This window comes from Acidovorax sp. SUPP2825 (genome assembly GCF_030158995.1).
Taxonomy (GTDB): Bacteria; Pseudomonadota; Gammaproteobacteria; order Burkholderiales; family Burkholderiaceae_C; genus Paracidovorax.
On record NZ_BQXK01000003.1, the window covers coordinates 339,334 to 363,992 of the forward strand.

General features: G+C 66.8%; 17 protein-coding genes and 1 pseudogene. 10 read left to right on the top strand and 8 right to left on the bottom strand.

The window, feature by feature from the left end:
- Window positions 1–45: 45 nt before the first annotated feature.
- The 6 genes from urtE to AVAK2825_RS06400 form a co-directional block, all read right to left on the bottom strand.
- Window positions 46–750, bottom strand: coding sequence for an urea ABC transporter ATP-binding subunit UrtE (gene urtE / locus AVAK2825_RS06375; RefSeq protein ID WP_284395288.1), 705 nt, complete (start codon window positions 748–750; stop codon window positions 46–48).
- A 737-nt stretch (window positions 751–1,487) separates the two neighbouring features.
- Window positions 1,488–2,363, bottom strand: coding sequence for an urea ABC transporter ATP-binding protein UrtD (urtD, locus tag AVAK2825_RS06380; protein WP_284395290.1), 876 nt, complete (start codon window positions 2,361–2,363; stop codon window positions 1,488–1,490).
- Window positions 2,360–3,520 carry an urea ABC transporter permease subunit UrtC gene (urtC, locus tag AVAK2825_RS06385; protein ID WP_284395291.1) on the bottom strand — a complete coding sequence of 387 codons (1,161 nt, stop codon included), beginning with the start codon at window positions 3,518–3,520 and terminating at the stop codon, window positions 2,360–2,362. The genes urtD and urtC overlap by 4 nt, the downstream gene beginning before the upstream one ends.
- A 68-nt stretch (window positions 3,521–3,588) precedes the next feature.
- Entirely contained in the window at window positions 3,589–5,166 is a 1,578-nt protein-coding gene (urtB, locus tag AVAK2825_RS06390) for an urea ABC transporter permease subunit UrtB (RefSeq protein ID WP_284395292.1), read from the bottom strand.
- A gap of 197 nt (window positions 5,167–5,363) precedes the next feature.
- Window positions 5,364–6,632, bottom strand: coding sequence for an urea ABC transporter substrate-binding protein (gene urtA, locus AVAK2825_RS06395; RefSeq protein WP_284395293.1), 1,269 nt, complete (start codon window positions 6,630–6,632; stop codon window positions 5,364–5,366).
- 162 nt (window positions 6,633–6,794) lie between these two features.
- Window positions 6,795–7,253: an Lrp/AsnC family transcriptional regulator gene (locus tag AVAK2825_RS06400; protein ID WP_284395294.1), complete on the bottom strand. Its 459-nt coding sequence runs from the start codon at window positions 7,251–7,253 to the stop codon at window positions 6,795–6,797.
- Window positions 7,254–7,443: 190 nt separating this feature from the next.
- Here AVAK2825_RS06400 and AVAK2825_RS06405 point away from each other — a divergent pair.
- Both AVAK2825_RS06405 and AVAK2825_RS06410 read left to right on the top strand, forming a co-directional pair.
- A pseudogene (locus AVAK2825_RS06405) lies at window positions 7,444–8,053 on the top strand (glutathione S-transferase).
- Window positions 8,054–8,339: 286 nt separating this feature from the next.
- Window positions 8,340–9,692: a dicarboxylate/amino acid:cation symporter gene (locus AVAK2825_RS06410; protein WP_272564701.1), complete on the top strand. Its 1,353-nt coding sequence runs from the start codon at window positions 8,340–8,342 to the stop codon at window positions 9,690–9,692.
- A gap of 109 nt (window positions 9,693–9,801) precedes the next feature.
- On the opposite strand, the gene AVAK2825_RS06415 is transcribed toward AVAK2825_RS06410, so the two are convergent.
- Window positions 9,802–10,620, bottom strand: coding sequence for an HDOD domain-containing protein (locus AVAK2825_RS06415; protein WP_284395298.1), 819 nt, complete (start codon window positions 10,618–10,620; stop codon window positions 9,802–9,804).
- Window positions 10,621–10,798: 178 nt separating this feature from the next.
- The gene (locus AVAK2825_RS06420) at window positions 10,799–11,455 is read right to left on the bottom strand and encodes an SGNH/GDSL hydrolase family protein (RefSeq protein ID WP_284395299.1); all 657 of its coding nucleotides are present in this window, start codon (window positions 11,453–11,455) and stop codon (window positions 10,799–10,801) included.
- A 222-nt stretch (window positions 11,456–11,677) separates the two neighbouring features.
- Between AVAK2825_RS06420 and AVAK2825_RS06425 the strand changes: the two genes are divergently transcribed.
- The 8 genes from AVAK2825_RS06425 (at window position 11,678) to AVAK2825_RS06460 (ending at window position 24,233) form a co-directional block, all read left to right on the top strand.
- Window positions 11,678–14,002: a type VI secretion system Vgr family protein gene (locus AVAK2825_RS06425; RefSeq protein WP_284395302.1), complete on the top strand. Its 2,325-nt coding sequence runs from the start codon at window positions 11,678–11,680 to the stop codon at window positions 14,000–14,002.
- A complete protein-coding gene (locus AVAK2825_RS06430; RefSeq protein WP_284395304.1) occupies window positions 13,992–14,504 on the top strand; it encodes a hypothetical protein in 513 nt (170 codons plus the stop codon). The genes AVAK2825_RS06425 and AVAK2825_RS06430 overlap by 11 nt, the downstream gene beginning before the upstream one ends.
- A gap of 118 nt (window positions 14,505–14,622) precedes the next feature.
- Window positions 14,623–15,978, top strand: a complete 1,356-nt coding sequence (locus AVAK2825_RS06435; RefSeq protein ID WP_284395306.1) for a hypothetical protein — start codon at window positions 14,623–14,625, stop codon at window positions 15,976–15,978.
- Window positions 15,975–17,102, top strand: coding sequence for a DUF2169 family type VI secretion system accessory protein (locus tag AVAK2825_RS06440; protein WP_284395307.1), 1,128 nt, complete (start codon window positions 15,975–15,977; stop codon window positions 17,100–17,102). The genes AVAK2825_RS06435 and AVAK2825_RS06440 overlap by 4 nt, the downstream gene beginning before the upstream one ends.
- Window positions 17,103–17,315: 213 nt before the next feature.
- On the top strand, window positions 17,316–18,302 hold the full coding sequence (locus tag AVAK2825_RS06445) for a hypothetical protein (RefSeq protein ID WP_284395308.1): 987 nt from the start codon (window positions 17,316–17,318) through the stop codon (window positions 18,300–18,302).
- Between the two features lie 21 nt (window positions 18,303–18,323).
- On the top strand, window positions 18,324–22,931 hold the full coding sequence (locus tag AVAK2825_RS06450; RefSeq protein WP_284395310.1) for an RHS repeat-associated core domain-containing protein: 4,608 nt from the start codon (window positions 18,324–18,326) through the stop codon (window positions 22,929–22,931).
- Entirely contained in the window at window positions 22,924–23,178 is a 255-nt protein-coding gene (locus tag AVAK2825_RS06455) for an Imm32 family immunity protein (RefSeq protein ID WP_284395313.1), read from the top strand. The genes AVAK2825_RS06450 and AVAK2825_RS06455 overlap by 8 nt, the downstream gene beginning before the upstream one ends.
- Window positions 23,179–23,270: 92 nt before the next feature.
- Window positions 23,271–24,233 carry an IS5 family transposase gene (locus AVAK2825_RS06460; protein ID WP_284395314.1) on the top strand — a complete coding sequence of 321 codons (963 nt, stop codon included), beginning with the start codon at window positions 23,271–23,273 and terminating at the stop codon, window positions 24,231–24,233.
- Window positions 24,234–24,659 lie beyond the last annotated feature (426 nt).

Genomic DNA, 24,659 nt, shown 5'->3' on the forward strand with positions numbered 1-24,659 from the left:
CGGGTTCACGCGCTGGCAGCGGCGATCGCCCGCCAGCGCTCCGGTTCAGATCGCCACGAGGTGGCGGATGCCCTTGGCCTGCATCTCGCTGCCCGGGCCCCGGGCGATGACTTCGCCGCGCTCCATCACGAGGTACTCGTCGGCCAGTTCCTCGGCGAAGTCGTAGTACTGCTCGCACAGCAGGATGGACACGGGGTGCCCGTCCAGCCCGTGGTCGGCCAGCTGGCGGATGACCCGGCCGATGTCCTTGATGATGCTGGGCTGGATGCCTTCGGTGGGCTCGTCCAGGATCAGCAGGCGCGGGCTGGGCGCCAGCGCCCGCGCGATGGCGAGCTGCTGCTGCTGCCCGCCCGACAGGTCGCCGCCGCGGCGGCCGAGCATCTGCTTGAGCACCGGAAAGAGTTCGTACAGATGGGGCGGCACGGGGGTGGAGCCGCTCTTGTAGGCCAGGCCCATGCGCAGGTTTTCTTCGACCGTGAGGCGGCCGAAGATCTCGCGGCCCTGGGGGACGAAGCCGATGCCGGCGCGGGCGCGGTCGTAGGGGGTTTTGGCCTGAATGGGTTGGCCTTCCCAGGTGATGGTGCCGCTTTGGATGGGGACGAGGCCCATGAGGCTCTTGAGCAGGGTGGTTTTGCCGACGCCGTTGCGGCCGAGGAGGACGGTGACTTTGCCGGGGGGGGCGGTGAGGCTCACGTCGCGCAGGATGTGGGAGCCGCCGTAGTACTGGTGGAGGTTTTGGACGGTGAGCATGGGTTTTTAATGTCTTTTGGGCTTGATGCCCTAGTGTTGATTGGCCTTGTTGCTATTGTTTTTATAGCTTTTGGATGATTGGGTTCCGGGGCCGGGGTATGCGCCCGGCGGCGCACTCACTTTCTTTTGCTTCGCCAAAAGAAAGTAAGCAAAGAAAAGGCGACCCAGCTGGCTGCGTCCCTGCGCTTCGCTCCGGGCAACCTGCGGTGCTCGTGCGCGGGGTGCGCCGTGGAACTCGCTTCGCGCTGCGCGCTGCGCTCGGACAGCCACGGCGAGTTAGTTCACGAAGCAGGTGTGTCCTGCGGCACACCTGCCCACCCCGCGCCCTGCGCTCCTCGGCGCATCCAGAAGGGGACCCGCCAAACGGGCCATCGCTGCGCTCGGCCGGACGTGCGCGGCGCCACGCGCTCGCGCACCGGAGGCCGAGCGCAGCAATGGCCCGTGTGGGCAGTTCGGCTGTCGGGTTCCCTTCTGGCCGTGCCGAGGAGCGCAGCGGCTGGCGGAAAAAGGGCCGCGCGCTGTCTGAGCGCAACGCAGTGGAGCGAGTTTGCGCGGACCCCGCCAGCCGCGAGCACCGCAGGTTGCCCCGGAGCGCAGCGCAGGGGACACGGACAGTAGGGTCGCCTTTCTTTTGGGTACGTTTCTTTGGCGAAGCAAAGAAAAGTACCTCGGCCGCCGGGCCGAGACCCGGCCCCGGGACGTAACTCTCGAGCAACTTTGCAAAAGAGCCCATAGCGTCACCGCCCCAAATAAACCTCAATCACCCTCTCATCCCCCTGCACCTGATCCAGCGTCCCCTCCGCCAACACCGCCCCCTCGCACAACACCGTCACCTTCTCCGAAATCGTCCGGATGAACGACATGTCATGCTCCACCACCATCAGCGAGTGCCGCCCCTTCAGGGTCAGGAACAGCTCCGCCGTGCGCGCCGTCTCCTCGTCCGTCATCCCCGCCACCGGCTCGTCCAGCAGGAGCAGCTTCGGGTCCTGCATCAGCAGCATCCCGATCTCCAGCCACTGCTTTTGCCCATGGCTCAGGTTGCCCGCCATGCGCGCCACGCTGCCCGCCAGGTGGATGGTGTGCAGCACCTCGGCCAGCCGGTCCGCCTGCGCGGAATCCAGGCGAAAGAACAGGCTCGAGGCCACGCCCTTGTGCGTCTTCAGGGCCAGCTCCAGGTTCTCGAACACGGTGAGCTGCTCGAACACCGTGGGCTTCTGGAACTTGCGGCCGATGCCCAAGCCGGCGATCTCCGGCTCGTTGTGCCGCAGCAGGTCGATGGTGCTGCCGAAGAACACGGTGCCGCGGTCCGGGCGGGTCTTGCCGGTGATGATGTCCATCATCGTGGTCTTGCCCGCGCCGTTGGGGCCGATCACGCAGCGCAGCTCACCCGGCGCGATGTCCAGGTTCAGGCCGTTGATGGCCTTGAAGCCGTCGAAGCTCACGTGCACGTCTTCCAGGTACAGGATGCGGCCGTGGGCCACGTCCACCTCGCCGGGCACGGCCACGCGCGAGAAGCCGGCCGCGCGGCCCCCGGACTCGGTCTGCCCCGTGCGTGCCGCCGGGGCGTCGCCTGCGATGCGGCGCGCGCCTTCTTCCATCAGATCGGGGGTCATTGCGCGCCCTCCTTTGGCTTCACGCTGCCGCGCAGGGGCTGGCGCGCGTCGTCCACCGCCTTGCGCGGGCGCCGCAGCAGGCCCACGATGCCGTTGGGCAGGAACAGGGTGACGGCGATGAACAGCGCCCCCAGGAAGTACAGCCAGAACTCCGGTGCGGTCACGGTGAGCCAGCTCTTGGCACCGTTCACCAGGAAGGCGCCCACGATGGGGCCGATGAGCGTGGCGCGCCCGCCCACGGCCGCCCACACGGCGATCTCGATGGAGTTGGCGGCGCTCATCTCGCCCGGGTTGATGATGCCGACCTGCGGCACGTACAGCGCGCCGGCCACGCCGCACATCATCGCGCTGATGGTCCAGATGGTGAGCTTGTAGGGCAGCGGCGAGTAGCCCGAGAACATGACGCGCGTCTCCGCATCGCGCACCGCCTGGAGCACGCGTCCGAATTTGCTGCGCACCAGCCAGCGCCCGAGCAGGAACGAGCCCAGCAGCGCCAGCCCGGTGAGCACGAACAGCAGCATGCGCATGTTCTGCGTGGCGATCGGCTGCCCCAGGATGCGCTTGAAATCGGTGAATCCGTTGTTGCCGCCGAAGCCCGTCTCGTTGCGAAAGAACAGCAGCATGGCGGCATACGTCATGGCCTGCGTGATGATCGAGAAATACACGCCCTTGATGCGCGAGCGGAAGGCGAAGTAGCCGAACACGAAGGCGACCAGCCCCGGCACCGCCACGACGAGGACCAAGGTGGCGGCGAAGCTGTCCGACAGCGCCCAGTGCCAGGGCAGCTCCTTCCAGTCCAGGAACACCATGAAGTCCGGCAGGTCGCTCTGGTAGTTGCCGTCGCGGCCGATCTGGCGCATCAGGTACATGCCCATCACGTAGCCGCCCAGGGCGAAGAACAGGCCGTGGCCCAGGCTCAGAATGCCGGTGTAGCCCCAGATGAGGTCCATGGCCAGCGCGCAGATGGCGTAGCACATGATCTTGCCCAGCAGCGCCACGGCGTAGTCGGACAGGTGCAGCGGGCTGCCGGCGGGCAGCCACAGGTTGAGCACGGGCGCCACCGCGCACACGGCGATGAGCGCGACGATGAACGCCGACCAGCCGGACCGCGTGAGCAGCGGCGCTGGCGCAGGAAGGGAAATGTCTCGATGGGGCATGGGCTTCTTCTTCTAGGCAGGCAGAGGCAGGTGGCGCGGCGGGCGGCGATGAAGACGACGACGGGCGGTCATGCCTCCCTCCCCTTCATCGCGAAGATGCCCTGCGGCCGCTTCTGGATGAACACGATGATGAAGACCAGCACGGCGATCTTGGCTAGCACGGCGCCCGTCCAGCCTTCGAGGAACTTGTTGAGCACGCCCAGGCCCAGCGCCGCGTACACGGTGCCCGCCAGCTGGCCCACGCCGCCCAGCACCACGACCATGAACGAATCGACGATGTAGCCCTGTCCCAGGTCGGGCCCCACGTTGCCGACCTGGCTCAGGGCGCAGCCGGCCAGGCCGGCGATGCCGGAGCCGAGGGCGAAGGCATAGGTGTCCACGCGGGCGGTGTTGACGCCCATGCACGAGGCGATGGGCCGGTTCTGCGTGACGCCGCGCACGAACAGGCCCAGCCGCGTGCGGCCGATGAGGTAGGCCACGCCGCCCAGCACCGCGAAGGCGAAGGCCACGATGATCACGCGGTTCCAGGGCAGTTGCAGGTTGTCCATGAGCTGCACGCCGCCGCTCATCCACGCGGGGTTTTCCACGCCCACGTTCTGCGCGCCGAACACGGTGCGCACGAGCTGCTGCAGCATCAGGCTGATGCCCCAGGTGGCCAGCAGCGTCTCCAGCGGCCGGCCGTAGAGAAAGCGGATCACGCTGCGCTCCAGCACCGCGCCCATGAGGGCAGAGGCGCAGAACGCGGCCGGCACAGCGGCCACCAGGTACCAGTCGAAAGCGCCGGGCAGGTATTTCTGGAACAGGCCCTGCACCACGTAGGTGGCGTAGGCGCCGATCATCATCAGCTCGCCGTGCGCCATGTTGATGACGCCCATCAGCCCGTAGGTGATGGCCAGCCCCAGCGCCACCAGCAACAGGATGGACCCCAGGCTCACGCCCGAGAACAGCGCGGCGAGCTTCTCGCCCCACTGCAGCCGGCCCTCCACCGAGGCCAGCGCGGACTGGATGGCCGCCTTCACCCGGGGATCGGCCTCCTGGCGCAGTTGCTCCAGCAGCACGGTGCGCGTGGCGGGGGTGCCGCTGGCGGCCAGGTACTGCGCGGCCTCCAGGCGGTGGGCCGCGTCTCTGTCGGCCAGCAGCATGCGCGCGCGGATGGCTTCGAGCCGCCCGCGCAGGCCGGCGTCCTTCTCGGCGGCGAGGGCCTTTTCGATCAGGGGCAGGCGCGCGGCGTCGGTCTCTTCCTTGAGCGACTCGATGGCGGCGCGGCGCTGGGCCGCATCGGGCGACAGCAGTTGCAGCGAGGCCAGCGCGGCGTCGAACTCGCCGCGCATGCGGTTGTTGTTGACGATGTCCTCCGCATCGTCGGGCACCGTCACCTCGGCGCCGGTGGTGGGGTCCAGCCCCTTGCCGTCCTTGATGGTGATGGCGCGGTCGCCCGCGATCTTGACCGCATCGTCGGCCATGGCGCGGATGAAGGCCAGCGTCGCATCGTCGGGCGTGGCGATGGCCTGCTGCAGCGCGGCGATGCGCTCGTCGGTCTCGCCCGCCGCCATGGCACGCGCGGCCTGCGGCGTGAGCGCGTGCGCCTGCACGGCCGCACACAGCAGCAGGCAGGCGATCAGGCGATGAAAGAAGGTGGGAAACATTGGGATGGGTGGTTTTCGCGAACGAGGGAGGACTGCAACCACGGCTCTGACTTCGTTACGCCGTTTGCACCAGCGCGGCCCCAAGCCAGCAGACGCCGCGGAACCGGCTCTGCCGGGCCGCTGGCGTCGTCCCCCCTCCCGCGCAGCGAGAGAGGGGGTGAAGGCGCGCAGCGCCTCAGGGGGGTGTCACTTCGATTTCACTTCGACTTTCCGTCGGGTTCGTCCTTCTTCTTGTCGTTGCCTTCGATGTACGGGCTCCAGGGCTTGGCCTTGACCGGGCCGGGCGTCTTCCACACCACGTTGAACTGGCCGTCGGCCTTGATCTCGCCGATGAACACGCTCTTGTGCAGGTGGTGGTTCTTCTCGTCCATCTTGCTCACGATGCCGCTGGGCGCCTGGAAGGTCTGGCCGGCCATGGCGGCGATGACCTTGTCCACATCGGTGCTCTTGGCCTTCTCGACCGCCTGCTTCCACATGTGGATGCCGATGTAGGTGGCCTCCATCGGGTCGTTGGTGAGCGGCTTGTCCATGTGGCCGGGGATCTTCTTGGCGCGGGCGTAGTCGCTCCACTGCTTGATGAAGGCGGTGTTGGTGGGGTTCTTGATGGACATGAAGTAGTTCCATGCCGCCAGGTGGCCCACCAGCGGCTTGGTGTCCACGCCGCGCAGCTCTTCCTCACCCACCGAGAAGGCCACCACCGGCACGTCCTTGGCCTTGAGGCCCGCGTTGCCCAGTTCCTTGTAGAAGGGCACGTTGGAGTCGCCGTTGATGGTGGAGACCACCGCCGTCTTGCCGCCCTGGCTGAACTTCTTGATGTCGGCCACGATGGTCTGGTAGTCGGCATGGCCGAAGGGCGTGTACTTTTCGTCGATGTCGCTGTCCTTCACGCCCTTGGACTTCAGGTAGGCGCGCAGGATCTTGTTGGTGGTGCGGGGGTACACGTAGTCGGTGCCCAGCAGCACCCAGCGCTTGGCGCCGCCGCCGTCCTTGCTCATCAGGTAGTCCACCGCGGGAATGGCCTGCTGGTTGGGCGCGGCGCCGGTGTAGAACACGTTTTTGGACAGCTCTTCGCCTTCGTACTGCACGGGGTAGAACAGCAGGCCGTTCATTTCCTCGACCACGGGCAGCACGGACTTGCGGCTCACCGAGGTCCAGCAGCCGAAGATGACCGAGACCTTGTCCTGCCCCAGCAGCTGCTTGGTCTTCTCGGCGAACAGGGGCCAGTTGGAGGCCGGGTCCACCACCACGGGCTCGAGCTTCTTGCCGAGCACGCCGCCCTTGGCGTTGATCTCGTCGATGGCCATGAGCACGGTGTCTTTCAGCACGGTCTCCGAGATGGCCATGGTGCCCGACAGGCTGTGCAGCACGCCCACCTTGATGGTGTCGGCGGCATGGGCCGGCAGCGCCGACAGGCCGGCCAGCGTGGCGATGGCCGCGAGGGCCTTGAGAGAGTAACGACGTTGCATGGTGCAGCTCCGATGAATGGGTTTCAAACCGCTCGCCCGGGGCCCCCGCAGGGCGCCTTCGTCCGGTCGATGGAATGGATTCTGGAGACTGCTCCCCGGGCCGCCAATACGCCAAGTGGCGTACACGGCCCCGATGCCGCGGGGCCGGCCCGGCTGGCCCGCTCAGCGCCGCGGGGACCGCAGGGCGTGCACCGTGGTGGTCTTTCGCACGGGGCTCGACAGCACCAGCGATGTGGTCACCGCGCCGTGCTGGGCCAGTGCATCGACCACGGACTGCAGGTCTTCGGGCTCGGCGATGGCGCAGCGCACGATGAAGCAGTCCTCGCCCGTCACGCGATCGGCCTCGAGGACCTCGGGCATGGACTCGAAGAGCTTCACGTAGGGCGCGATGCCGGCATGGTCGGTCTGCACGCGGATGATGGCCTGCAGCCGCACGCCGATGGCGCGCAGGTTGACCCGCGCCCCATAGCCCTCGATCACGCCCGCGTCCTCGAGCTTGCGCACCCGCTCGCTCATGGCGGGCTGGGACAGGCCGATGCGCTTGCCCAGCGCGGCCAGGCTCTGGCGGGCATCGGTCTGCAGGGCTTCCAGGATCAGCCAGTCTTTCTTGTCGAGGGTCATGCCAGCGCTCCGGGGGGTTGCGGGGTCGGGAAGGGAGGTTCCGATCATCCATCGGTTTGGAGCCGGCATTTCCGATGCCCCGCCCTTCACCGGCAGGGGCCGCGCGCCTATCGTGCAAGGCCGTGCCACCGGCGTCCTCTCGGACCGCGCCCTGGCTTTCTTTGGCCCCTTTTCTCAAGGAACCCTTCCCATGCAGCTGGTTGGAATGCTGGACTCTCCCTATGTGCGCCGTGTCGCCGTGTCGCTGCGGCTGCTGGAACTGCCCTTCGAGCACCTGCCCCTCTCGGTGTTCAGCACCTTCGAGGCTTTTGGCCGCATCAACCCGGTGGTGAAGGCCCCGACGCTGGTGGCCGACGACGGCACGGTGCTGATGGATTCGGGGCTGATCCTGCAATGGGCCGGCACCCTGTCGCGCCACCGCCTGCAGCCGCTCGGCGGGCCCGCGCTGCTGCGCGATCTGCGCCTCACCGGCCTGGCGCTGGCCGCCTGCGAGAAAGCCGTGCAGCGGGTGTACGAACAGAACCTGCGTCCTGCGGAAAAGCAGCATGCCCCCCTGGATCGACCGCGTGAGCGGCCAGTTGCTGGCGGCCTGCGGGCAGCTCGAGGCCGAACTGGCCCATGCCCCCCTGCCGGCGCCCGAGCAGGCCATCACCGATGGCGGCGTCACCATCGCCGTGGCGTGGGATTTCATGCAGAGCATGGTCGCCGATACCGTCCTGGCCGCCGATCACCCTGTCCTGGCCGCCTATGCCGGACAGGCGGAGCGGCTGCCGGCGTTTCTCGCCTGTCCGGCCCGTTGAGGGCTACGGCCGGCGCACGCTCCACCGGCCGCAAAGTCTGTCACCTGGCTGACATCTCGGCGATCCGGCGACCCCGCCCGCGCGGTCGGCATGGACCGGATCGCCCCCCGAAAACCGGCGCATTCCGCCACGGTGGCAGGGTGCGCGCGGCCTGCCGCCACCCCGGCGCGCGCTGCGTGTACGTATTTCCCACCATGTGGATTTCCACAATCGCGCAGGCCATGGCACGGGCATACATTCACGCACCTCCAAAATGAGCGCTGCTGGCGACGGTACGCGCAGACCTATGCAAGAGACACGCACGCTCCCCCCCAAGAGACCCCTTTACCGCTCGCTGTACATCCAGGTGCTCTTCGCCGTCGTCGTCGGCGTGCTGCTGGGGCACTTCTACCCCGCACTGGGCGAGCAGATGAAGCCGCTGGGCGATGGCTTCATCAAGCTGATCAAGATGATCATCGCGCCCATCATCTTCTGCACGGTGGTGATCGGCATCGCAGGCATGGAAGACATGAAGAAGGTCGGCCGCACCGGCGGCCTGGCCCTGCTGTATTTCGAGATCGTGAGCACGGTCGCGCTGATCATCGGCCTGATCGTGGTCAACGTGCTGCAGCCCGGCGCCGGCATGAACGTGGATGCCTCCACCATCGACACCAAGTCGATCGCTGCCTACACCGCGCCCGGCAAGATGGGCACCACCACCGACTTCCTGATGAACATCATCCCCACCACGGTGGTCGATGCGTTCGCCAAGGGCGAGATCCTGCAGGTGCTGCTGATCGCCGTGATGTTCGGCTTCGCCCTGCACCGCTTCGGCGGCCGCGGCACGCTGGTGTTCGACTTCATCGAGAAGACCTCGCACGTGCTGTTCACCATCGTCGGCTACATCATGAAGGTGGCGCCCATCGGTGCCTTCGGCGCCATGTCGTTCACCATCGGCAAGTACGGCGTGGGCTCGCTGCTGTCGCTGGGCAAGCTGATGGGCTCGTTCTACCTGACCTGCCTGCTGTTCATCTTCATCGTGCTGGGCGCCATCGCGCGCTTCCACGGCTTCTCGATCTGGAAGTTCATCAAGTACATCAAGGAAGAGCTGCTGATCGTGCTGGGCACGTCCTCCAGCGAATCCGTGCTGCCGCGCATGATGGAAAAGATGGAGAACCTGGGCGCCAAGAAGACCACCGTGGGCCTGGTGATTCCCACCGGCTACTCGTTCAACCTGGACGGCACGTCCATCTACCTGACCATGGCCGCCGTGTTCATCGCGCAGGCCACCAACACGCCGCTGGACATCACGCACCAGATCACGCTGCTGCTGGTGCTGCTGCTCACCTCCAAGGGCGCGGCCGGGATCACGGGCAGCGGCTTCATCGTGCTGGCGGCCTCGCTGTCGGCGGTGGGCCACGTGCCGGTGGCGGGCCTGGCGCTCATCCTGGGCATCGACCGCTTCATGTCCGAAGCGCGCGCGCTCACCAACCTGGTGGGCAACGGCGTGGCCACCATCGTGGTCGCCAAGTGGACCGGCGACCTTGACGAGAACAAGCTCAAGCAGCGCCTGAACGACCCGAACTGGGTGGACGCCCAGGAGCCCGAGGTGCTGCTGGACGCCAAGACCGAACGCATGGACACGAGCGGCCACCGCTGAGGCGGCAGGCTCCATGGGGCCTTGCGCCCCACCCCGTCAGGCCGGCTTTCGCCGGCCTTTTCATTGGCGTCCCCGTGGGCGCCGCTGACGGGCGGATGGATGGATCGGTTTACAGCGCCGACGTGTCGGTGAACACGGCCGGGTCCGGCAGGTGGTCGGCGAGCCAGCCGGGATCGAGCTGCAGCGCCTGCAGCAGTTCGTCCGGCAACGCGCCGATCGTCTCCGCCACGCTCGCCTTGGGGCCGACGGCGATCTCCGCCAGCAGCGTGGCCACGTGCACGATGGCGCCCAGGCGGCAAAACGAGGGGCTGGCCAGCGGGTCGGAGGCCGTCTCCAGCGCACGCACCACCTCGTCGGGGAATTTCCACTGCCGCGCCAGTTCGGCCGTGATCTGCCCTTCGGTGAAGCCCAGCAGGCTTTGCTCGCGCTGCCAGCGGCCGCCGGGCAGGTGCGGCAGGCGTTCGATCTCCACGATCTCGCTCGGCGCCTTCTGGGCGATGATCAGCTCGCCCAGCCGCACCATGAAGCCCGTGAGCCACGATTGCTGCACATCGGTACCCAGCGCCCGTGCCAGCCACTGCGCGTAGCCGGCGCAGGCCATGCTTTCCTTCCAGAACTCCTGCCGGTCCACGCCCGGCGCGTCGGCGAACGAGCCCGTCATGCACGCCGCCAGGGCCAGCGTGCGCACCTGGTTGAGCCCCACCATGTTGATGGCGTCGTCGAGCGAGGAGACCTGGCGCGGCAGCCCGAACCGCGCGCTGTTGGCCATGCGGACCAGCTTGGCGGTGAGCGAAGGGTCCTTGGAGATGGCGGTGCGCACCTTCTCGAAGGGGATGTCGTCGTCGTGCAGGGTCTGGATCAGGCTGTGGGCCACCTCGGGCATGGTGGGCAGCTTGACCTCCTGGAGGAAAGCGGCGAGTGCGGGCATGCGGACGACCTTTTCTTGAAGGGGGTGTGCAGGCCGGCCTTCCAGCCCGCTGGTGTTTTTGTATCACCGTCTCGGCGCCCGCCGGGCAGGGAATTCACCAGCCCGCGGGTTTGTGCTGCCCTGGCAACGGCGGACCCCGCAGCCCTGCCCATGCCCTTGCAGGCCATGGCCGCTTGCGCTATGCGCCCAGCCGGAAGGTGCGCTCCAGCGCCACCGTCAGGCGGTCGGCCAAGCGGTTCGAGGCCGCCTGCGTGGGGTGGATGCCATCGGTCGTGTCCCTGTCCACCGAGAACGGCATCGAATCCCAGTGCGCATGCACCGTTCGGGTGTCGGCCGCCACCCGGCGGATGGCCGCATTGATCGCCTGCATGGTGGCGAGGGCCGCGGGGCCGAAGATCTTGTCGGAGACCGGGGTGATCCCGGTGACCACGGCAGCATGCCCCAGCGAATGCACGCAGCGGATGAGGCCGCGGTAATCGTCCTCGAACGCCTCGATGTCGAAGCCCGGGCGTGCGTGGTCGTTCACCCCCACCTGCAGGACCACGATGCGCGACGGGTGCGGCTCGGTATCGAACGGGCCCTGCGGCCCGCGGGGGAAAAGCTCGGGCGGCGCACTGTCGAAAGGCGCGTCGTAGCCCCGCACCAGGTCGTACGCCTGCAGGCCGGCCGCCGTGCGGTCGTCGATCACCCAGCGCGGGCGCCTGGCCAAAATGCGCTGCGCCGGCGTTTGCGCGTGCCGCCAGGTCGTGGACGCGGGATCGAAGCCGAACAGAATGCTGTCGCCGTCAAGCTCCACCGAGCATGGCCGCTGCGGGCCGAAAACTGCATCTCCCATGGATTCCCTTTTTATCTGGTTGCGTAGCACCCGGCGACTGCTGCCGGATCACTTCGCAGTCCACCACAACCCCGCTGAAACCACAACGGACGCAGTGGCAGATAACCCCACGAACATCTGGATGCAATTTAGGCTGTTGCGCCGCACAAACGCGCGGTGCCGATGGGCAGGCCTCGCCAGCATAATGCGGACCCGATTCAAAGCTAAGAAACAATTTCTCGCATGACTAATCGCCGCGTAACAATTCAAACGCCTTTGGGAGAGGCGTTGCAATTCAGGCAATTGAAAGGAAGCGAGGCACTGTCCGCTTTGTTTGAATTCGAGATCGACCTGATCTCCAAGAACAAGGGCATCGACCCGAAAGCCTTGCTGGGCCTCGCTGCCACGGTCGTGGTGGAGACCGAGGGGCTGGGCCGGCGTTACCTGGACGGTATTGCCACGGGCTTTGGCATGCAGGGCCAGGACACCTCGGCCAATTACGCCTACCGCATGGTGCTGCGCCCCTGGCTGTGGCTGGCCACGCGGCGCAGCGATTTCAAGATCTTCCAGGAAATGACCGTTCCGGATATCGTGGAGAGCGTGCTGCAGAAATACGGCCAGCCGATGCAGAAAAAGCTCTCCCGGGCTTATCGCGTGCGGCCCTATACCGTGCAATACCACGAGACCGATTTCGCCTTCATCGCACGGCTGTGCGAATCCGAAGGCATTTACTGGTATTTCGAACACCAGCCCGGCAGCCACACGCTGGTGTTCGCCGACGACGTGATGGGCTCGCACAGCCCGCTGCCGGGCGGCCACGTGATTCCCTTCCACCCGCCGGGCAAGGCCGCCCTGGCCGACCGGGAACACATCTTTTCCTGGCACATGGGCCAGCAGGTGCAGCCCGGCCGGGCCTACCTGGACGACTACGATTTCAAGAAGCCGCGCGCCGATCTGTCCGACATGCGCCAGTCACCGCCAGGGCATGCCCACGACAGCTACGAGAGGTACGAATGGCCCGGGGGCTACACCGAGTTTTCCGACGGGGAAACCTACACCCGGCTGCAGATGGAAACCGGCCTGGCCGGCCACCACCGCGCCCAGGCGAAGTTGAACAAGCGCAGCATCGCCCCCGGCTACACCATCGTGCTGGACAACTACCCGCGCGAAGACCAGAACCAGCAGTACCTGGTGGTGTCGGTCGAGTACTACCTGGAGGAAAACGCCCAGGCCAGCCTGGGCCTGAACGGCGTGGGCCAGACCCAGGGCGGCTCGATCCAGCGCTTTGCGATGGAGGTGCACCCCACCGCCATGCCCTACCGCCCCGTCGTCGCCACGCCCCGCCCTCGCACCACGGGCCCGCAGACGGCCGTGGTGGTGGGCCCGCCGGGCGAGGAGATCTGGACCGACCAGTACGGCCGGGTGAAAGTGCAGTTCCATTGGGACCGCATCGGGGCGATGGACGAAAACTCCAGCTGCTGGGTGCGCGTGTCCTCCACCTGGGCGGGGCCGCAGTTCGGCAACGTGTTCATTCCGCGCATCGGCATGGAGGTGATCGTCGACTTCCTGAACGGCGACCCGGACTACCCCATCATCCTGGGCTGCGTCTACAACGCCGACAACATGCCCCCCTGGGGCCTGCCCGGCAACGCGACGCAGTCGGGCATCAAGACCAAATCGAGCAAGGGCGGCGCCTTCGGCCCGGGCCTCAAGAACGGCGCCGGCGACGCGAACGCGCTGCGCTTCGAAGACAAGGCCGGGGCCGAGCAGCTGTGGCTGCATGCGCAGAAGGACCAGCTCACCGAGGTCGAGAACGACGAGGACAAGTGGGTCGGCAACGACCGGCGCAAGACCATCGACCGGGACGAGACGAACGTGATCCACCGCGACCGCACGGAGACGGTGGACCGCGATGAAAAGATCACCGTGCACAACAACCGCACCGAGCGGGTGGACCACGACGAGAAGATCAGCATCGGCGACAACCGGCGCGAGGACGTGGGCATCGACGAGACGGTGAGCATCGGCAAGAACCGCACCAAGACCATCGGCAGGAACGAGAAGGACAAGATCGGCAGCAACTGGTCGATCAAGGTCGGCAAGTTCAAGACCGAGACCATCGGCATCGCCTCGATGCAGAACGTGGGCGTCGGCCGCATGGAAAACGTGGGCGTGGTCTACAACCTCAACGTGGGCGCCATCATGGCCACCATCGTGGGCAAGAACCAGAGCACCACCGTGGGCAGCGACCAGGACGTCAAGGTCGGCACCAACCAAAGCACGGTGGTGGGCACCAAGTACAGCCTCAACGTGGGAGGCGGCGGCGGTGGCGGCGGAGATGCCGGCGGCGGCATGGCCAAGAACGTGACCGCGCCCTCGGGCGGCGGCGAAGGCGGCGGGGGAGCCGGCTCCAGCATCACCATGGATGCCGAGACGATCACCCTGAAGGTGGGTTCCAGCTCGCTCATCCTCCAGGCCGACGGCACCATCACCGTCAACGGCAACAGCATCCGCCTCATCGGCGCAAGCGACGTCACCACGCTTTCCGGAGGCATACATGAAAACTGATTCCCGCATGCTCCGAAGCACCCCTCCTGCGGACGGACCCGCCGCCGACCCCGCCACCGCGTGGTCGCTCCAGCCCGCCCAGGTCCTGCGCCAGGATGCGGATGGAACCGTGGTCCTTCGCTGCCAGGGCCGCGAACACCGCGCGGAACTGGCCTCTCAAGTGCCCGGCGTGATCGAAGGCCAGTTCGTGCTGGCCGCGCTGGGTTCCGGCCAGGAAGCACCGGCACCGGATGGCAGGCCCCTGCCCTCGCTGGTCGTCGCCGCCTGGCCCTGCCCCGGCGCGCCGGCCACACCGCCCTGGCAGTTCGACCGGGCCACCGGCGCGCTGTCGCTCGAAGTGACCCACCTGGACGTGAGTGCGGTGAGCCGCGTGCTGCTGCGCTGCGCCGATGCGCGCATGCAGTTTTCCCAGGACGGATCGGTCGAGACCCGGGGTCACCAGATCACCTCGGCCGCCGTCGAAACCCATCGCATCGAAGGCGGATCCATCGAGTTGAACTGACCCGGTTCGCCGCCATGCGTCGCGCCTGCGTCCGCTGCGCGATGCCCTGGCCGCCCTTTCCGGTTCCGATGGAGTTTCCGACGGTGCCGCTGCCTGCTTGCTTTTCTTCGCCTGGCCCATGATCACTCGCCTTCGCCCTTCCGCGCCCCCTCCACTGCCCGGCATGCTGGCCCGGCAGATGGGCATCGCCGTGCGCGCCTATGGGCGCCGGGCGGGGCTTCTGCGCCAGGCCCACACCGTCCGGGCCCTCAAGGCCGTCGATCAGCGGCTGGACGCGCTGATGGACGTCTGCCGCTACTACGGGCCGGCGTGCCTGGACGAAGTGGCCTGCGTGGAGGCGCAAGCGCAGACCCGCCCCGAAGAAATCGCGGGGGCGGCCTTCGTGCGCATCGCGCTCGCGGAGCGGTACGAACCCGATGCGTCCGTGCGTCTGGCGTGGATCGCCCGCCTGCTCGCGGCCCAACCCATGTCCGTTCGGGACGCGCTGTGGTTCTATGCCGCGCCGACGACCTGCGGCCACTTGCTGGCATCGGAGGACGCGCACCTGCTGGCCTGCGGTGTAGAGCTGGCGGGGCGGCTCGCCCTGCCGGAGCACATCGCCGGGGTGCACGCGGCAGCGGTGCGCGGCGCGGACCCGGATGCGTGCCTGCTGGCCTGCGCACGCATGGGGCAGGTGCCCCCCCGGGCCGAAGAACAATGGAAGGCCGTGCTGCAGGGTCAGGACCTCGCCCGGCAGATCACCGCGCTGCAGGCTCTGGGCACCATGGGCGGCCATCGGCTGAAGCCGGAACTGCGGCACTACATCGACCGGATCACCGCCGCAGACGGCCCCACCGAGCAATCGCACCCCGTGGGCTGGGCCGCCGCGGCCGACGCAGCGCTTGCGCTGTGGACCGCGCGCGAACCCGAAACGACCCTGGGCGCCGTCCTGCAAGGGCTTCGGGTGCCCAACGACACCGCGCTGCGGGTCGCCGCCCTCGCAGGGCGCATCGAGGGGCTGCTGCCGGTGCTCGATTTCATCGAACGGCAGGAGCGGCCCTTGGAGCCGGGCGAGCGCGACGTGCTTCGGCTGGTGTTCGGCCACGTACCGGGCGAGCTGGTGAACTCCCAGGGCACCTCCGACGAGCGCCAACGCGCCTTGCGCGCCCTCGCCTGCAAAGTGTTCGCGGCCAACGGCTGCACGGGGCTGGAGCCGGACCAAATCACCCACTGGACAGATCCTGCACTCAAGGATCGCCTGTGGGCGCTCGATGCCATCCGCATCCGCTCGGGCCAGCCGATCACGCAGACCCATCGCCTGACGCAAGCCTTCGACGTCGGGCATGCGCTGCGCAGCTGGCTCTACGTGGAGCATGCGGCGACCACCCACCGTCCGTTTACGCTGTCCCACGAAGACCTCGCCGCCCGGCAGATGGCCGCGGTGGAGACCGTGCAGTTGGTGGCCAGCCTGCAAGCCGATCCGCCACCACCATGACTTGCCCGATCCTCAACCACACGCCGTTTCGCACTGAAGCCTTTCCGCATCAGGACGCCGAACGGCGCAACGCAGCTTTGCTGATCGTCAAGGGAACGTGGCAACTGGCTGAGGCAGCGGGCCTGCCGCCCCAACTTGCGGCAGCAAAGGACCAGGCCGCCATTTCTCGGGAGGGCATGCGCCAGACGCTCGGCAGCCTGCCCCTGGAAGCGGCCCAGGCTGCTGCCATCGTGGCACGCCGGCATGAACTCTGGACCTGCCTGGAGACCGAGTACGTGCCGCCCAAGCCATGCTTCGACCTGATCGTGAATGGCTGGGCCGTTGCGCCGGACGGCTGCCCGCGACCATGGATCGATGCCGCAGTGGACTACCTCGGCACCAGTGGATCGCGGCGCCTGATCGAACTGCGCGCGTTCGCTCCACGCACCTGGCTGCCCGAACTTGGATTGATCGGCAGGCTGCGGGCCTCGGGGGAGGCCACCGCATCGCGCATCCCGCTCCTGCGCCCCTTTGCCTTCGGCGGACAGGAGAAAGACCCACAAACCGGCCAGGTGCATGCCTTCGAGCCCAACCCGGAGGGCATGGGCTGGTACCGCAGCGCCGCAGCCGCCAAAGGCGCATCGCTGCCGTGGATCGAACCGCTGAACCGCGCCATCACCGCCTGGGACGACACCCTCGAACCCATCGCCCTCGGCCATGTGCCGCCCCACCACGTCCCGCGCCGCGACTTGCAGGGCACCTTCGGCGACACTTGGGCATCGACCCGCGCGCCCGAACTGCCCGAGGACTTCGACCCGCGCCACCACAACGCAGCGCCCGATGCGCTGCAACTGCGCGAAAGCCCCCGCCCGGGCCATTGCTTGGCCCTGCACGGCATGTCGGAAAAGGGTCCTCTGTATTTCACGTGGCCCCCGCTCGCGCTGACCGTGCAGGCAGAGACCGCAGGCGGCACGCTGCTCCCGCCCCAGGAACTGCTTTGGGACACGCTGCTGGTGGATACCGCAACGCAGCGCGCCTCGCTGCTTTGGCGCGCCGTGATCGTGCCGCCGGCACTGGAGCGGATCGGCCTGGCGCACGTCGCGGCCCATGCCCGCGCGCCCCGCAACCCATCCCCCTTGCCCTGATCCATCGAGATGCCACCTCTTTCGACCGCAGCCGCCGCGCCTGGCGTTTGGCACATCGCACACGCTGGAGCCGTCACCTCGGCCGGCACCAGTGCCTGGCAGTCCGCCGCGTCCTGGGTGGGTCTGCAAAAACGGTTCCGGAAAGCAGCGCACCCCGGCGTCGGCCCGCATGCCATCACGACCGCACCGTGCCCGGAGATCACATCGGGCGCAGTGGGCATATCCCGCCTCGCCCGGCTGCTCGGTGCCGCCTTGGCCGACGTGGTGTCTTCGATGGCACAGCCGGGACACGATGCGGAGTGGGCCGCTCCCGCCCGCATGGCGCTGGCCCTGCCCGATCGCCTGAGCGAGGGCGAGGACATGCAGGTCTGGCACGAAGCCTTGGTCGAATTGGGCCGTTGGGCCGGCCCCGCTGCCAGCTCCAAGCTACGGGCCCTGCCCTGCCGCTTCCTGCGCGGCGGACACACGGCAGGTTTTGCCGCACTGCAGGCCCTCGGCCCTTGCGATCCGGCATGCGGCACGGCGCTGCTGATGGCCGTGGACAGCCTGCTCGATACCGCGACCCTGCAAGCGGCCCATGCCCGCAGTGCGTTGCTCACGGACCGCCATGCCGACGGCTGCATCGCCAGCGAAGCCGCCGCTGCCCTCTGGCTGCAGGCCGCTCCGGACACGCGGGACGCCACCGGCCGCGGGCTGGTGCTGCACCCGCCTGCGCTGGCGGCCCAGGCCACTGCGCATCGCCGCCCCCAGCAAGACCCGGAACCCGGCGCGCTGCAGGAGGTACTGCGCTCGGCACTGGCCCACGCGGGCTGGCAAGCGGACAACGTGGGCTATACCGTCTCGGATTTCGATGGGTCCACCTGGCGGGCGATGGCACAGATTCCCACCCGGGCCCGGATGGGGCCAGGATGGAACCCCATCGACTGGGAGCCCGCCGCCGTGATCGGCCAGGTCGGTGCCGCCACGGGCCCGGTGCATTGGGCCCTTGCCGCACAGCGCCTGCGCCACGATGCGCGACCGCCCAACTCCATCCTGTCGTGGGCGCTGGACGAGGGCACCGCAGCAGCGGCCGTGGCACTGGAACGCACCATCGGTACAGAGGCGCCCCCACACCGTCGTACCCCGGCGCACGGACATGACACGGGCGCGGTGGCAACGACCTATTCCGCGCGCTTTCTCCAGAACGAAAAAAACGGCTGACGGCCAAGGGAGGTAAACACCATGGGCACGCACATATTCAGCGGGGGCGAAGGCGCGATCACGCAGGTGGCCGACGGCTGGACGTTCGATCCTTGGACCTACGTCAAGCTCAAGCCCAGCGGCAAGCAGGGCACGGCCTGGCACCGCAACAACAGCAAGGCCATCCAGATCCCGCTGGGCACCATCCATGAACACGGCACCGACATGTCCAACCGCTACGGCGCCATGGACCAGGGCCAGCACGATCCCGCCAGCACCATCGTGGGCTGGTTCACCAATGTCCGTGACCGGGTGAACGAGCACGTCACCTACGTCAAATCCGTGGTGCACGAAGGCGGCGAGATGGTGGTCAACGGCGTGATCACCCTCACCAATTCCATCCTGAGCCAGCTGGCGCCCGAGACCCAGCAGTTGATTCACAACACCACCGACGTGCTGGGCGGCATGACCGCGGCTCACTTCACGGACGCCGCCAAGGAGGAGATCGAACAGGCCATGGAGTTGCTGCAGGACCCGTCCACCTACACCGGACTGGCCCTGTCGATGGCGGCATCTGCGGCCCAGGGCATTCCCGTGATCGGGCAGGTGATGGGGGGCGCCGTGGTGGCTGACCGGGCGCTCGCGATGGGCGAGGCGGGCGTCGCCGCCGCGCAGGAACTCAAGGCCATGATGGACACCTGGAGTTCCCATATGACCGAGCCGCAGAAGGAGGCGGCGCGCAAGCAGTTTTCCAAATGGCTGCTGCACGGGGGCCTCGCGCTGCTGGCCGCCCTGGCGGGCAAGAAGTTCAAGACCAGCACCAAGAGCCAGGGCAAGAACGACACGCACGAGACCAAGGAACACAGCAACCGCCAGGATCCCAACGGCAAGGGCGGGTGCGAGTTGTGCGCCATCGGCGGGCCGGTCATCCTGTCCAGCGGCCAAAAACTCATGGACGAGACCGACTTCACCCTGCCCGGTCCTTCCCCTGAGCTCGCCCTGGTCTGGCGCCGCCGCTACCGCTCGGGGCTCGCCGAGGACGGCCCCTGGGGCCGCGGCTGGAGCCATCCGATGGCGCAGGAGCTGCGCCTGTCGGCCGACGGCATGGTGCTGCTGGACGAGGCGGGCCGCCATGTGCCGTTGCCCCACGTCGCCCTGGGCGGCGAATGGTTCGACCCGTATGAGAAGTTCACCGTGCGCCATCCAGAGGACGGCCTGTGGGTGATCGCGCACAAGGGCGGACTGGAGCACCACTACCGCCAGCATGCGCCTGAGCAATGGCGGCTGCCGCTGGCCCGGCTGCAGGATGCCAACGGCAATGCCGTGGCACTGCATTGGGCGGCGGGCGACACCGATACCGCCACGGGCGAGGTGCTGACCTGGAGCGCGCGGCAGGCCCGCGAGCAGGCCATGGCCGATGGCGGCGTCAGTGTGGCCAGTGCAGGGTCGTTTGCGTCTCCCTTCGCGCTGCCGCGCTTGGTCGGCCTGTCCGATTCGGCGGGGCGGCAAGTGCGGCTGGCCTGGACGCCGCACACCCCCGATGCCCTGCCCACCGATCCCCTGGGTGGCGCGCGCCTGGCCACCGTCGAACTGCTGGCGCCCGGCCAATCCGCGCCCCAGGTACTGGCCAGCTATGCCTACGACGCGCAAGGCCAGCTCGTCGCCACGCACCACGGCAACCTGCCCTACCGCCAGTACGCCTGGCGCTCGGGCGTGCTGGTCGGCTACCGCAAGGCCAGCGGCCACCGCTACTTCGCCCAGTACGACGCGGAAGGCCCGCAAGGCCGCGTGCTGCGCTCCTGGTGCGCCGATGCGCCCATCCCCGGCCAGGACGATGACCGCTTCGCCTACCTGCCGCACGAACGCATCACCCGCCACACCGATGGCCTGGGCCGCGTGACGGCGTACCACTGGGATGCGCGCTTCAACATCGTGGCCACCGTCACTGCCGAGGGCACACCCGAGGAATTGAGGGAAGAGACGCCGTTCGATGCCACCGGCACGGCCAAAGGGAGCACCGATCCGCTGGGCCGGCGCACCACGCTGCGCCACGACGCACGGGGCAACGTGGTGCAACTCGTCAATGCGCTGGGGCAGTCCACTGCGCTGCAGTACAACGCGATGGACTTGGTGACGACGCTGCGCGATGCGATGGGCTTCGAGTGGCGGCGTGCCTACGACCGCCATGGCAATCTGGTGCAGATGACCGATCCGCTCGGGCAGACCACGGCCTACCAGTACGACGGCCTGGGCCGGCCGGTGGAGGTGATCGATGCCAAGGGCGGCAAGAAGGTGCTGCGCTGGGACGAGGCGGGCAACCTGATTGCCTACACCGACTGCTCGGGCCGCACCACGCGATTTGCCTACGACGCGTTGGGGCAGTTGGTGCAGCGCACCGATGCGCTGGGGCAGGCAACGCGCTACACCTACGACCGCGCGGGCCGGCTCGTCCATGTGGCCGAGCCCGGCACGGACAGCGCCACCGCCTTGCACCAGTACACCTGGAACGGCGAAGGCCACCTGCTGGCCTATACCGATCCGCTGGGCGCCACGACGCGCTACACCTACGACGGCGTGGGCCGGCCTCTGACCCGCACCGACGCCGCCGGACGCACCCTGGCCTACCACTACGACCGCGCGGGCCGCCTGATCGCCCTCGATAACGAGAACCGTGCGCAGACCACCTTCCGCTACAACCTGCGCGACCAGCTCACCGACGAGATCGGATTCGATGGCCGCTGGCAGCGCTACGTGTACAACGCGGCGAGCGAATTGACCCATCTGATCGAGGCGGGCGGCAGCGAGGCCGGGCCGGGCAAGGTCACCCACTTCGAGCGCGATGCGCTGGGCCGGCTGCTGGCCAAGCGTGCCCAGGGACACGAAGGTCCGCCCGAGGAGACCACCTACCGCTATGACGCGCTGGGCCGGCTGACCCAGGCGAACAATGGCGCGGCCCACCTGGCCTTCGCCTACGACCCCGTGGGGCAGCTCCTGAGCGAAACGCAGACGCTCATCGGCCAGGGTGGCCCCGGTATGCCGCCACGGATAGGCCGAGCAGCAACGGCCGGCCGTCAGGACATGCAGCGCAGCTTGCGCCATCAGTACGACCCATTGGGCAACCGCACGCAGACGCTGCTGCCCGATGGGCGCACGCTGAACTGGCTGTTCTACGGCTCCGGCCATCTGCACCAGATCAACATCGCGCTGCCCGGACAGGAAGGCGCGCACCAGGTCATCGCCGACATGGAACGCGATTCCTTGCACCGCGAGGTCGAGCGCAGCCAGGGGGCCGTATCCAGCCGCTACGAGTACGACCCTGCGGGACGGCTGGTGCACCACCGCGCCGGCCACCGCCCCAGCGGCAATGTGCAAAACAGCCGGGCGGGAACGGTGCTGGAGCGGGCCTATGCCTACGACCTCTCGGGCCAACTGGTGGCCCGGGGCGACACCCTGCGCGGGCGCCAGGACTTCCGCTACGACCCTACCGGCCGCATCCTGGCCGCCCTGCCCGGGGCTGGCAGCCACCAGCCGCGCGAGCTGTTCGCCTTCGATCCAGCGGGCAATCTGCTGGATGGCGACGATGCGCAGGTCGGGCGACAAAATGCGGCCAACGGTCGGGCCGGCCTGGGCGTGGTCGGTGACAACCGCCTGCGCTTCTACCAGGACCTGCACTTCGAGTACGACGTGCACGGCAATGTGACGAAGCGCACGCGGGGCAATCAGAAAGCGGGGCACCATGAGGTGGTCCAGCTGCGCTGGAATGCCGATCACCAACTGGTGGAGGCCAGCACCACGCGCCATGGGGTCACGCAAACCACGCGCTATGCCTATGACGCGCTGGGACGGCGCGTGTCCAAGGCGGACTCGTTCGGCGCCACGCACTTCCTGTGGGATGGCGACCTGATGGTGCACAGCCAACGGGGCGGCAAGGAGGCGCTGTTCGTGTACGAGCCCGACAGCTTCGTGCCGCTGGCCAGCATCCAAGGTACAGAGGAAAACCGGCACACCTACTGGTACCAGTGCGACCAGATCGGGGCGCCGTTGGAACTGACGGATGCGCAAGGGCACATCGCCTGGGCGGCGGATTACAAGGTGTGGGGAGAGGCCACTCTGCGGACCGTGGCGAGGACAGGAACGGATGGCGGCCTTATCCAGCGTCGAATGGGGCATGGACCGGGAACGGACCAGAGCAACGGTGCCGGCGCCCGTTCATCCATCCTCCCGCCCATTGAGCAACCCTTCCGGTTCCAGGGGCAGCAGTTCGATGAGGAAACCGGGCTGCATTACAACCGGTTCAGGTATTACGATCCGGCCGTAGGTAGGTTTGCAAGTCAAGATCCCATTGGTTTATCTGGCGGGACCAATTTATTTCAATATGCTCCCAATTCATTAATTTGGCTAGACCCGTGGGGGCTTGCAAAATCCGGACGCTGGGAAAAAGTCGGCCAGGGAAGGGTTCGAATTGACCCGCCTCACGTCGAAAATACAAATCAACAGACACATGCCCATTGCCAGTGCCCTTCGAGAAAAAAAGAGATAGTTATCAATAAAGACGGATCACAAAGCCACGGATCAAGAGGAGACATGTCTGATTTGACGAAAGCGGAAAAGAAGTATCTCAAGGATAAAGGTTTTAATATCAATGACTAAACTACCTCCTTTTAACGCAACTGCAACCGAAAAAGATCAGCAAGAAAGCATTGAAATCGACGAAATAACGTTACACGCGACGCCTGAAGCCTTTCGCGCCCTAGGGATATTCTTTTTAAATGCAGCACATGAAATGGATTTGAATGAATCAGACCACATTCATTTGCAAGACAGAGTACAAAACTTCTCCTCAAAAAAACATTGCGACATAATCTTGTTGAATAAAAAAATCATCAAGCACAACTGATTTCAGAATTAAAAGGACGCTTAGGGAAGGTCTGCATAAATCGCCCCACGGCATCCTTGGCACCGGCGTGAAGCACTGAGACGATAAGTCACATGAAGCAGCACCGCCTGGGCTTGGGAATGACGGCGAAGCGAACGCGGCGGCGGGAATTCCTGGATGAGATGGAGAAGGTCGTACCGTGGGCCGAACTGGTGGCCCTGGTGTCGCCGTACCTGCCCGAAGGCAAGCGGGGGCGTCCTCCGTTCCCGTGCGAGACCATGTTGCGTATCCATTTCATGCAGCAGTGGTTCGCGCTGAGCGACCCGGCGATGGAAGAAGTGCTGCACGACATGCCGGTGTTCCGCGAGTTCGCAGGGCTTGAAGGCTGGGACGAGCGGCTGCCCGACGAGAGCACGATCCTTCGGTTCCGGCATGTGCTGGAGAAGCACAAATTGGCTGCGCAAATCCTGCAGACCGTCAACGATCTGCTCAGCGCCAAGGGCGTGATGCTCAAGAGCGGCACGGTGGTGGATGCCACCTTGATCGCAGCACCCAGCTCGACCAAGAACAGCAGCGCAGAGCGCGACCCGGAGATGAAACAAAGCCGCAAGGGACAGCAGTGGTACTTCGGTATGAAGTGCCATATCGGAGTGGACGCCGACTCGGGCCTGGTGCATACCGTGCGCGGCACCAGTGGCGCGGTCAATGATGTGATCGAGGCCAACAGTCTGGTGCGCGCAAGCGACCGGGATGTCTATGCCGATGCCGGCTACCAAGGCGCGGGCCAACGCCCAGATGCCAGGCGCGACGTGAATTGGCACATCGCCATGCGGCCCGGCAAACGTCGCCTGCTCGACCCGGCCAAACCGATCGAGGCCCTGACCGGGAAACTGGAGCGCGTGAAGGCCAGCATTCGGGCGCGGGTGGAACACCCGTTCCGAGTGATCAAGCGCCAGTTCGGCCACATCAAGGTGCGCTACCGAGGGCTGGCCAAGAACACCGCGCAGCTGCACACGCTGTTTGCGCTGGCCAATCTCTGGATGGTGCGGCGCAAACTGCTGGGAGCCTCGGCATGAGTGCGCCCGCAGTTCGCCAAACCGGCCATTCAGGCCGCCAGTTCGGTGCCACAGGCACCGGAGCTGAGATAAAGCAGGGGTTGGCCGCATCGCATTCCAACTGGCTCAGGGCATCAGCACGTTCGTGCGTGTTTTGTGCAGAGCTTCCCTAGGCAAGAAAATTCGCAATTCGCTGATCAAACAAAACAACACTCAGCTGCAGCAAGGAGTCTATTCGGGCTTAGCATATTAATTGACGAAGAAAATAGCGTTTGCACTACCCTTGCCAATGCCTCCCCACCAGACTGGCTATCAAAGCTTAGAGCGTGTTATGAACTTTGCTCCGTGAGAGCGAAGCCAAGGGTAGAGTTTGCAGATGCCCCGCAAGCCCTACCCAACAGACGTCAGCGATGAAGAATGGAGCTTCGCTGCGCCTTACCTGACCCT

Excerpts from the sequence above, each read along its gene's own strand:
- urtE (WP_284395288.1), bottom strand. The coding sequence starts at position 750 with ATGCTCACCGTCCAAAACCTCCACCAGTACTACGGCGGCTCCCACATC.
- urtD (WP_284395290.1), bottom strand. The coding sequence starts at position 2,363 with ATGACCCCCGATCTGATGGAAGAAGGCGCGCGCCGCATCGCAGGCGAC.
- urtC (WP_284395291.1), bottom strand. The coding sequence starts at position 3,520 with ATGCCCCATCGAGACATTTCCCTTCCTGCGCCAGCGCCGCTGCTCACG.
- urtB (WP_284395292.1), bottom strand. The coding sequence starts at position 5,166 with ATGTTTCCCACCTTCTTTCATCGCCTGATCGCCTGCCTGCTGCTGTGT.
- urtA (WP_284395293.1), bottom strand. The coding sequence starts at position 6,632 with ATGCAACGTCGTTACTCTCTCAAGGCCCTCGCGGCCATCGCCACGCTG.
- AVAK2825_RS06400 (WP_284395294.1), bottom strand. The coding sequence starts at position 7,253 with ATGACCCTCGACAAGAAAGACTGGCTGATCCTGGAAGCCCTGCAGACC.
- AVAK2825_RS06410 (WP_272564701.1), top strand. The coding sequence starts at position 8,340 with ATGCAAGAGACACGCACGCTCCCCCCCAAGAGACCCCTTTACCGCTCG.
- AVAK2825_RS06415 (WP_284395298.1), bottom strand. The coding sequence starts at position 10,620 with ATGCCCGCACTCGCCGCTTTCCTCCAGGAGGTCAAGCTGCCCACCATG.
- AVAK2825_RS06420 (WP_284395299.1), bottom strand. The coding sequence starts at position 11,455 with ATGGGAGATGCAGTTTTCGGCCCGCAGCGGCCATGCTCGGTGGAGCTT.
- AVAK2825_RS06425 (WP_284395302.1), top strand. The coding sequence starts at position 11,678 with ATGACTAATCGCCGCGTAACAATTCAAACGCCTTTGGGAGAGGCGTTG.
- AVAK2825_RS06430 (WP_284395304.1), top strand. The coding sequence starts at position 13,992 with ATGAAAACTGATTCCCGCATGCTCCGAAGCACCCCTCCTGCGGACGGA.
- AVAK2825_RS06435 (WP_284395306.1), top strand. The coding sequence starts at position 14,623 with ATGATCACTCGCCTTCGCCCTTCCGCGCCCCCTCCACTGCCCGGCATG.
- AVAK2825_RS06440 (WP_284395307.1), top strand. The coding sequence starts at position 15,975 with ATGACTTGCCCGATCCTCAACCACACGCCGTTTCGCACTGAAGCCTTT.
- AVAK2825_RS06450 (WP_284395310.1), top strand. The coding sequence starts at position 18,324 with ATGGGCACGCACATATTCAGCGGGGGCGAAGGCGCGATCACGCAGGTG.
- AVAK2825_RS06455 (WP_284395313.1), top strand. The coding sequence starts at position 22,924 with ATGACTAAACTACCTCCTTTTAACGCAACTGCAACCGAAAAAGATCAG.
- AVAK2825_RS06460 (WP_284395314.1), top strand. The coding sequence starts at position 23,271 with ATGAAGCAGCACCGCCTGGGCTTGGGAATGACGGCGAAGCGAACGCGG.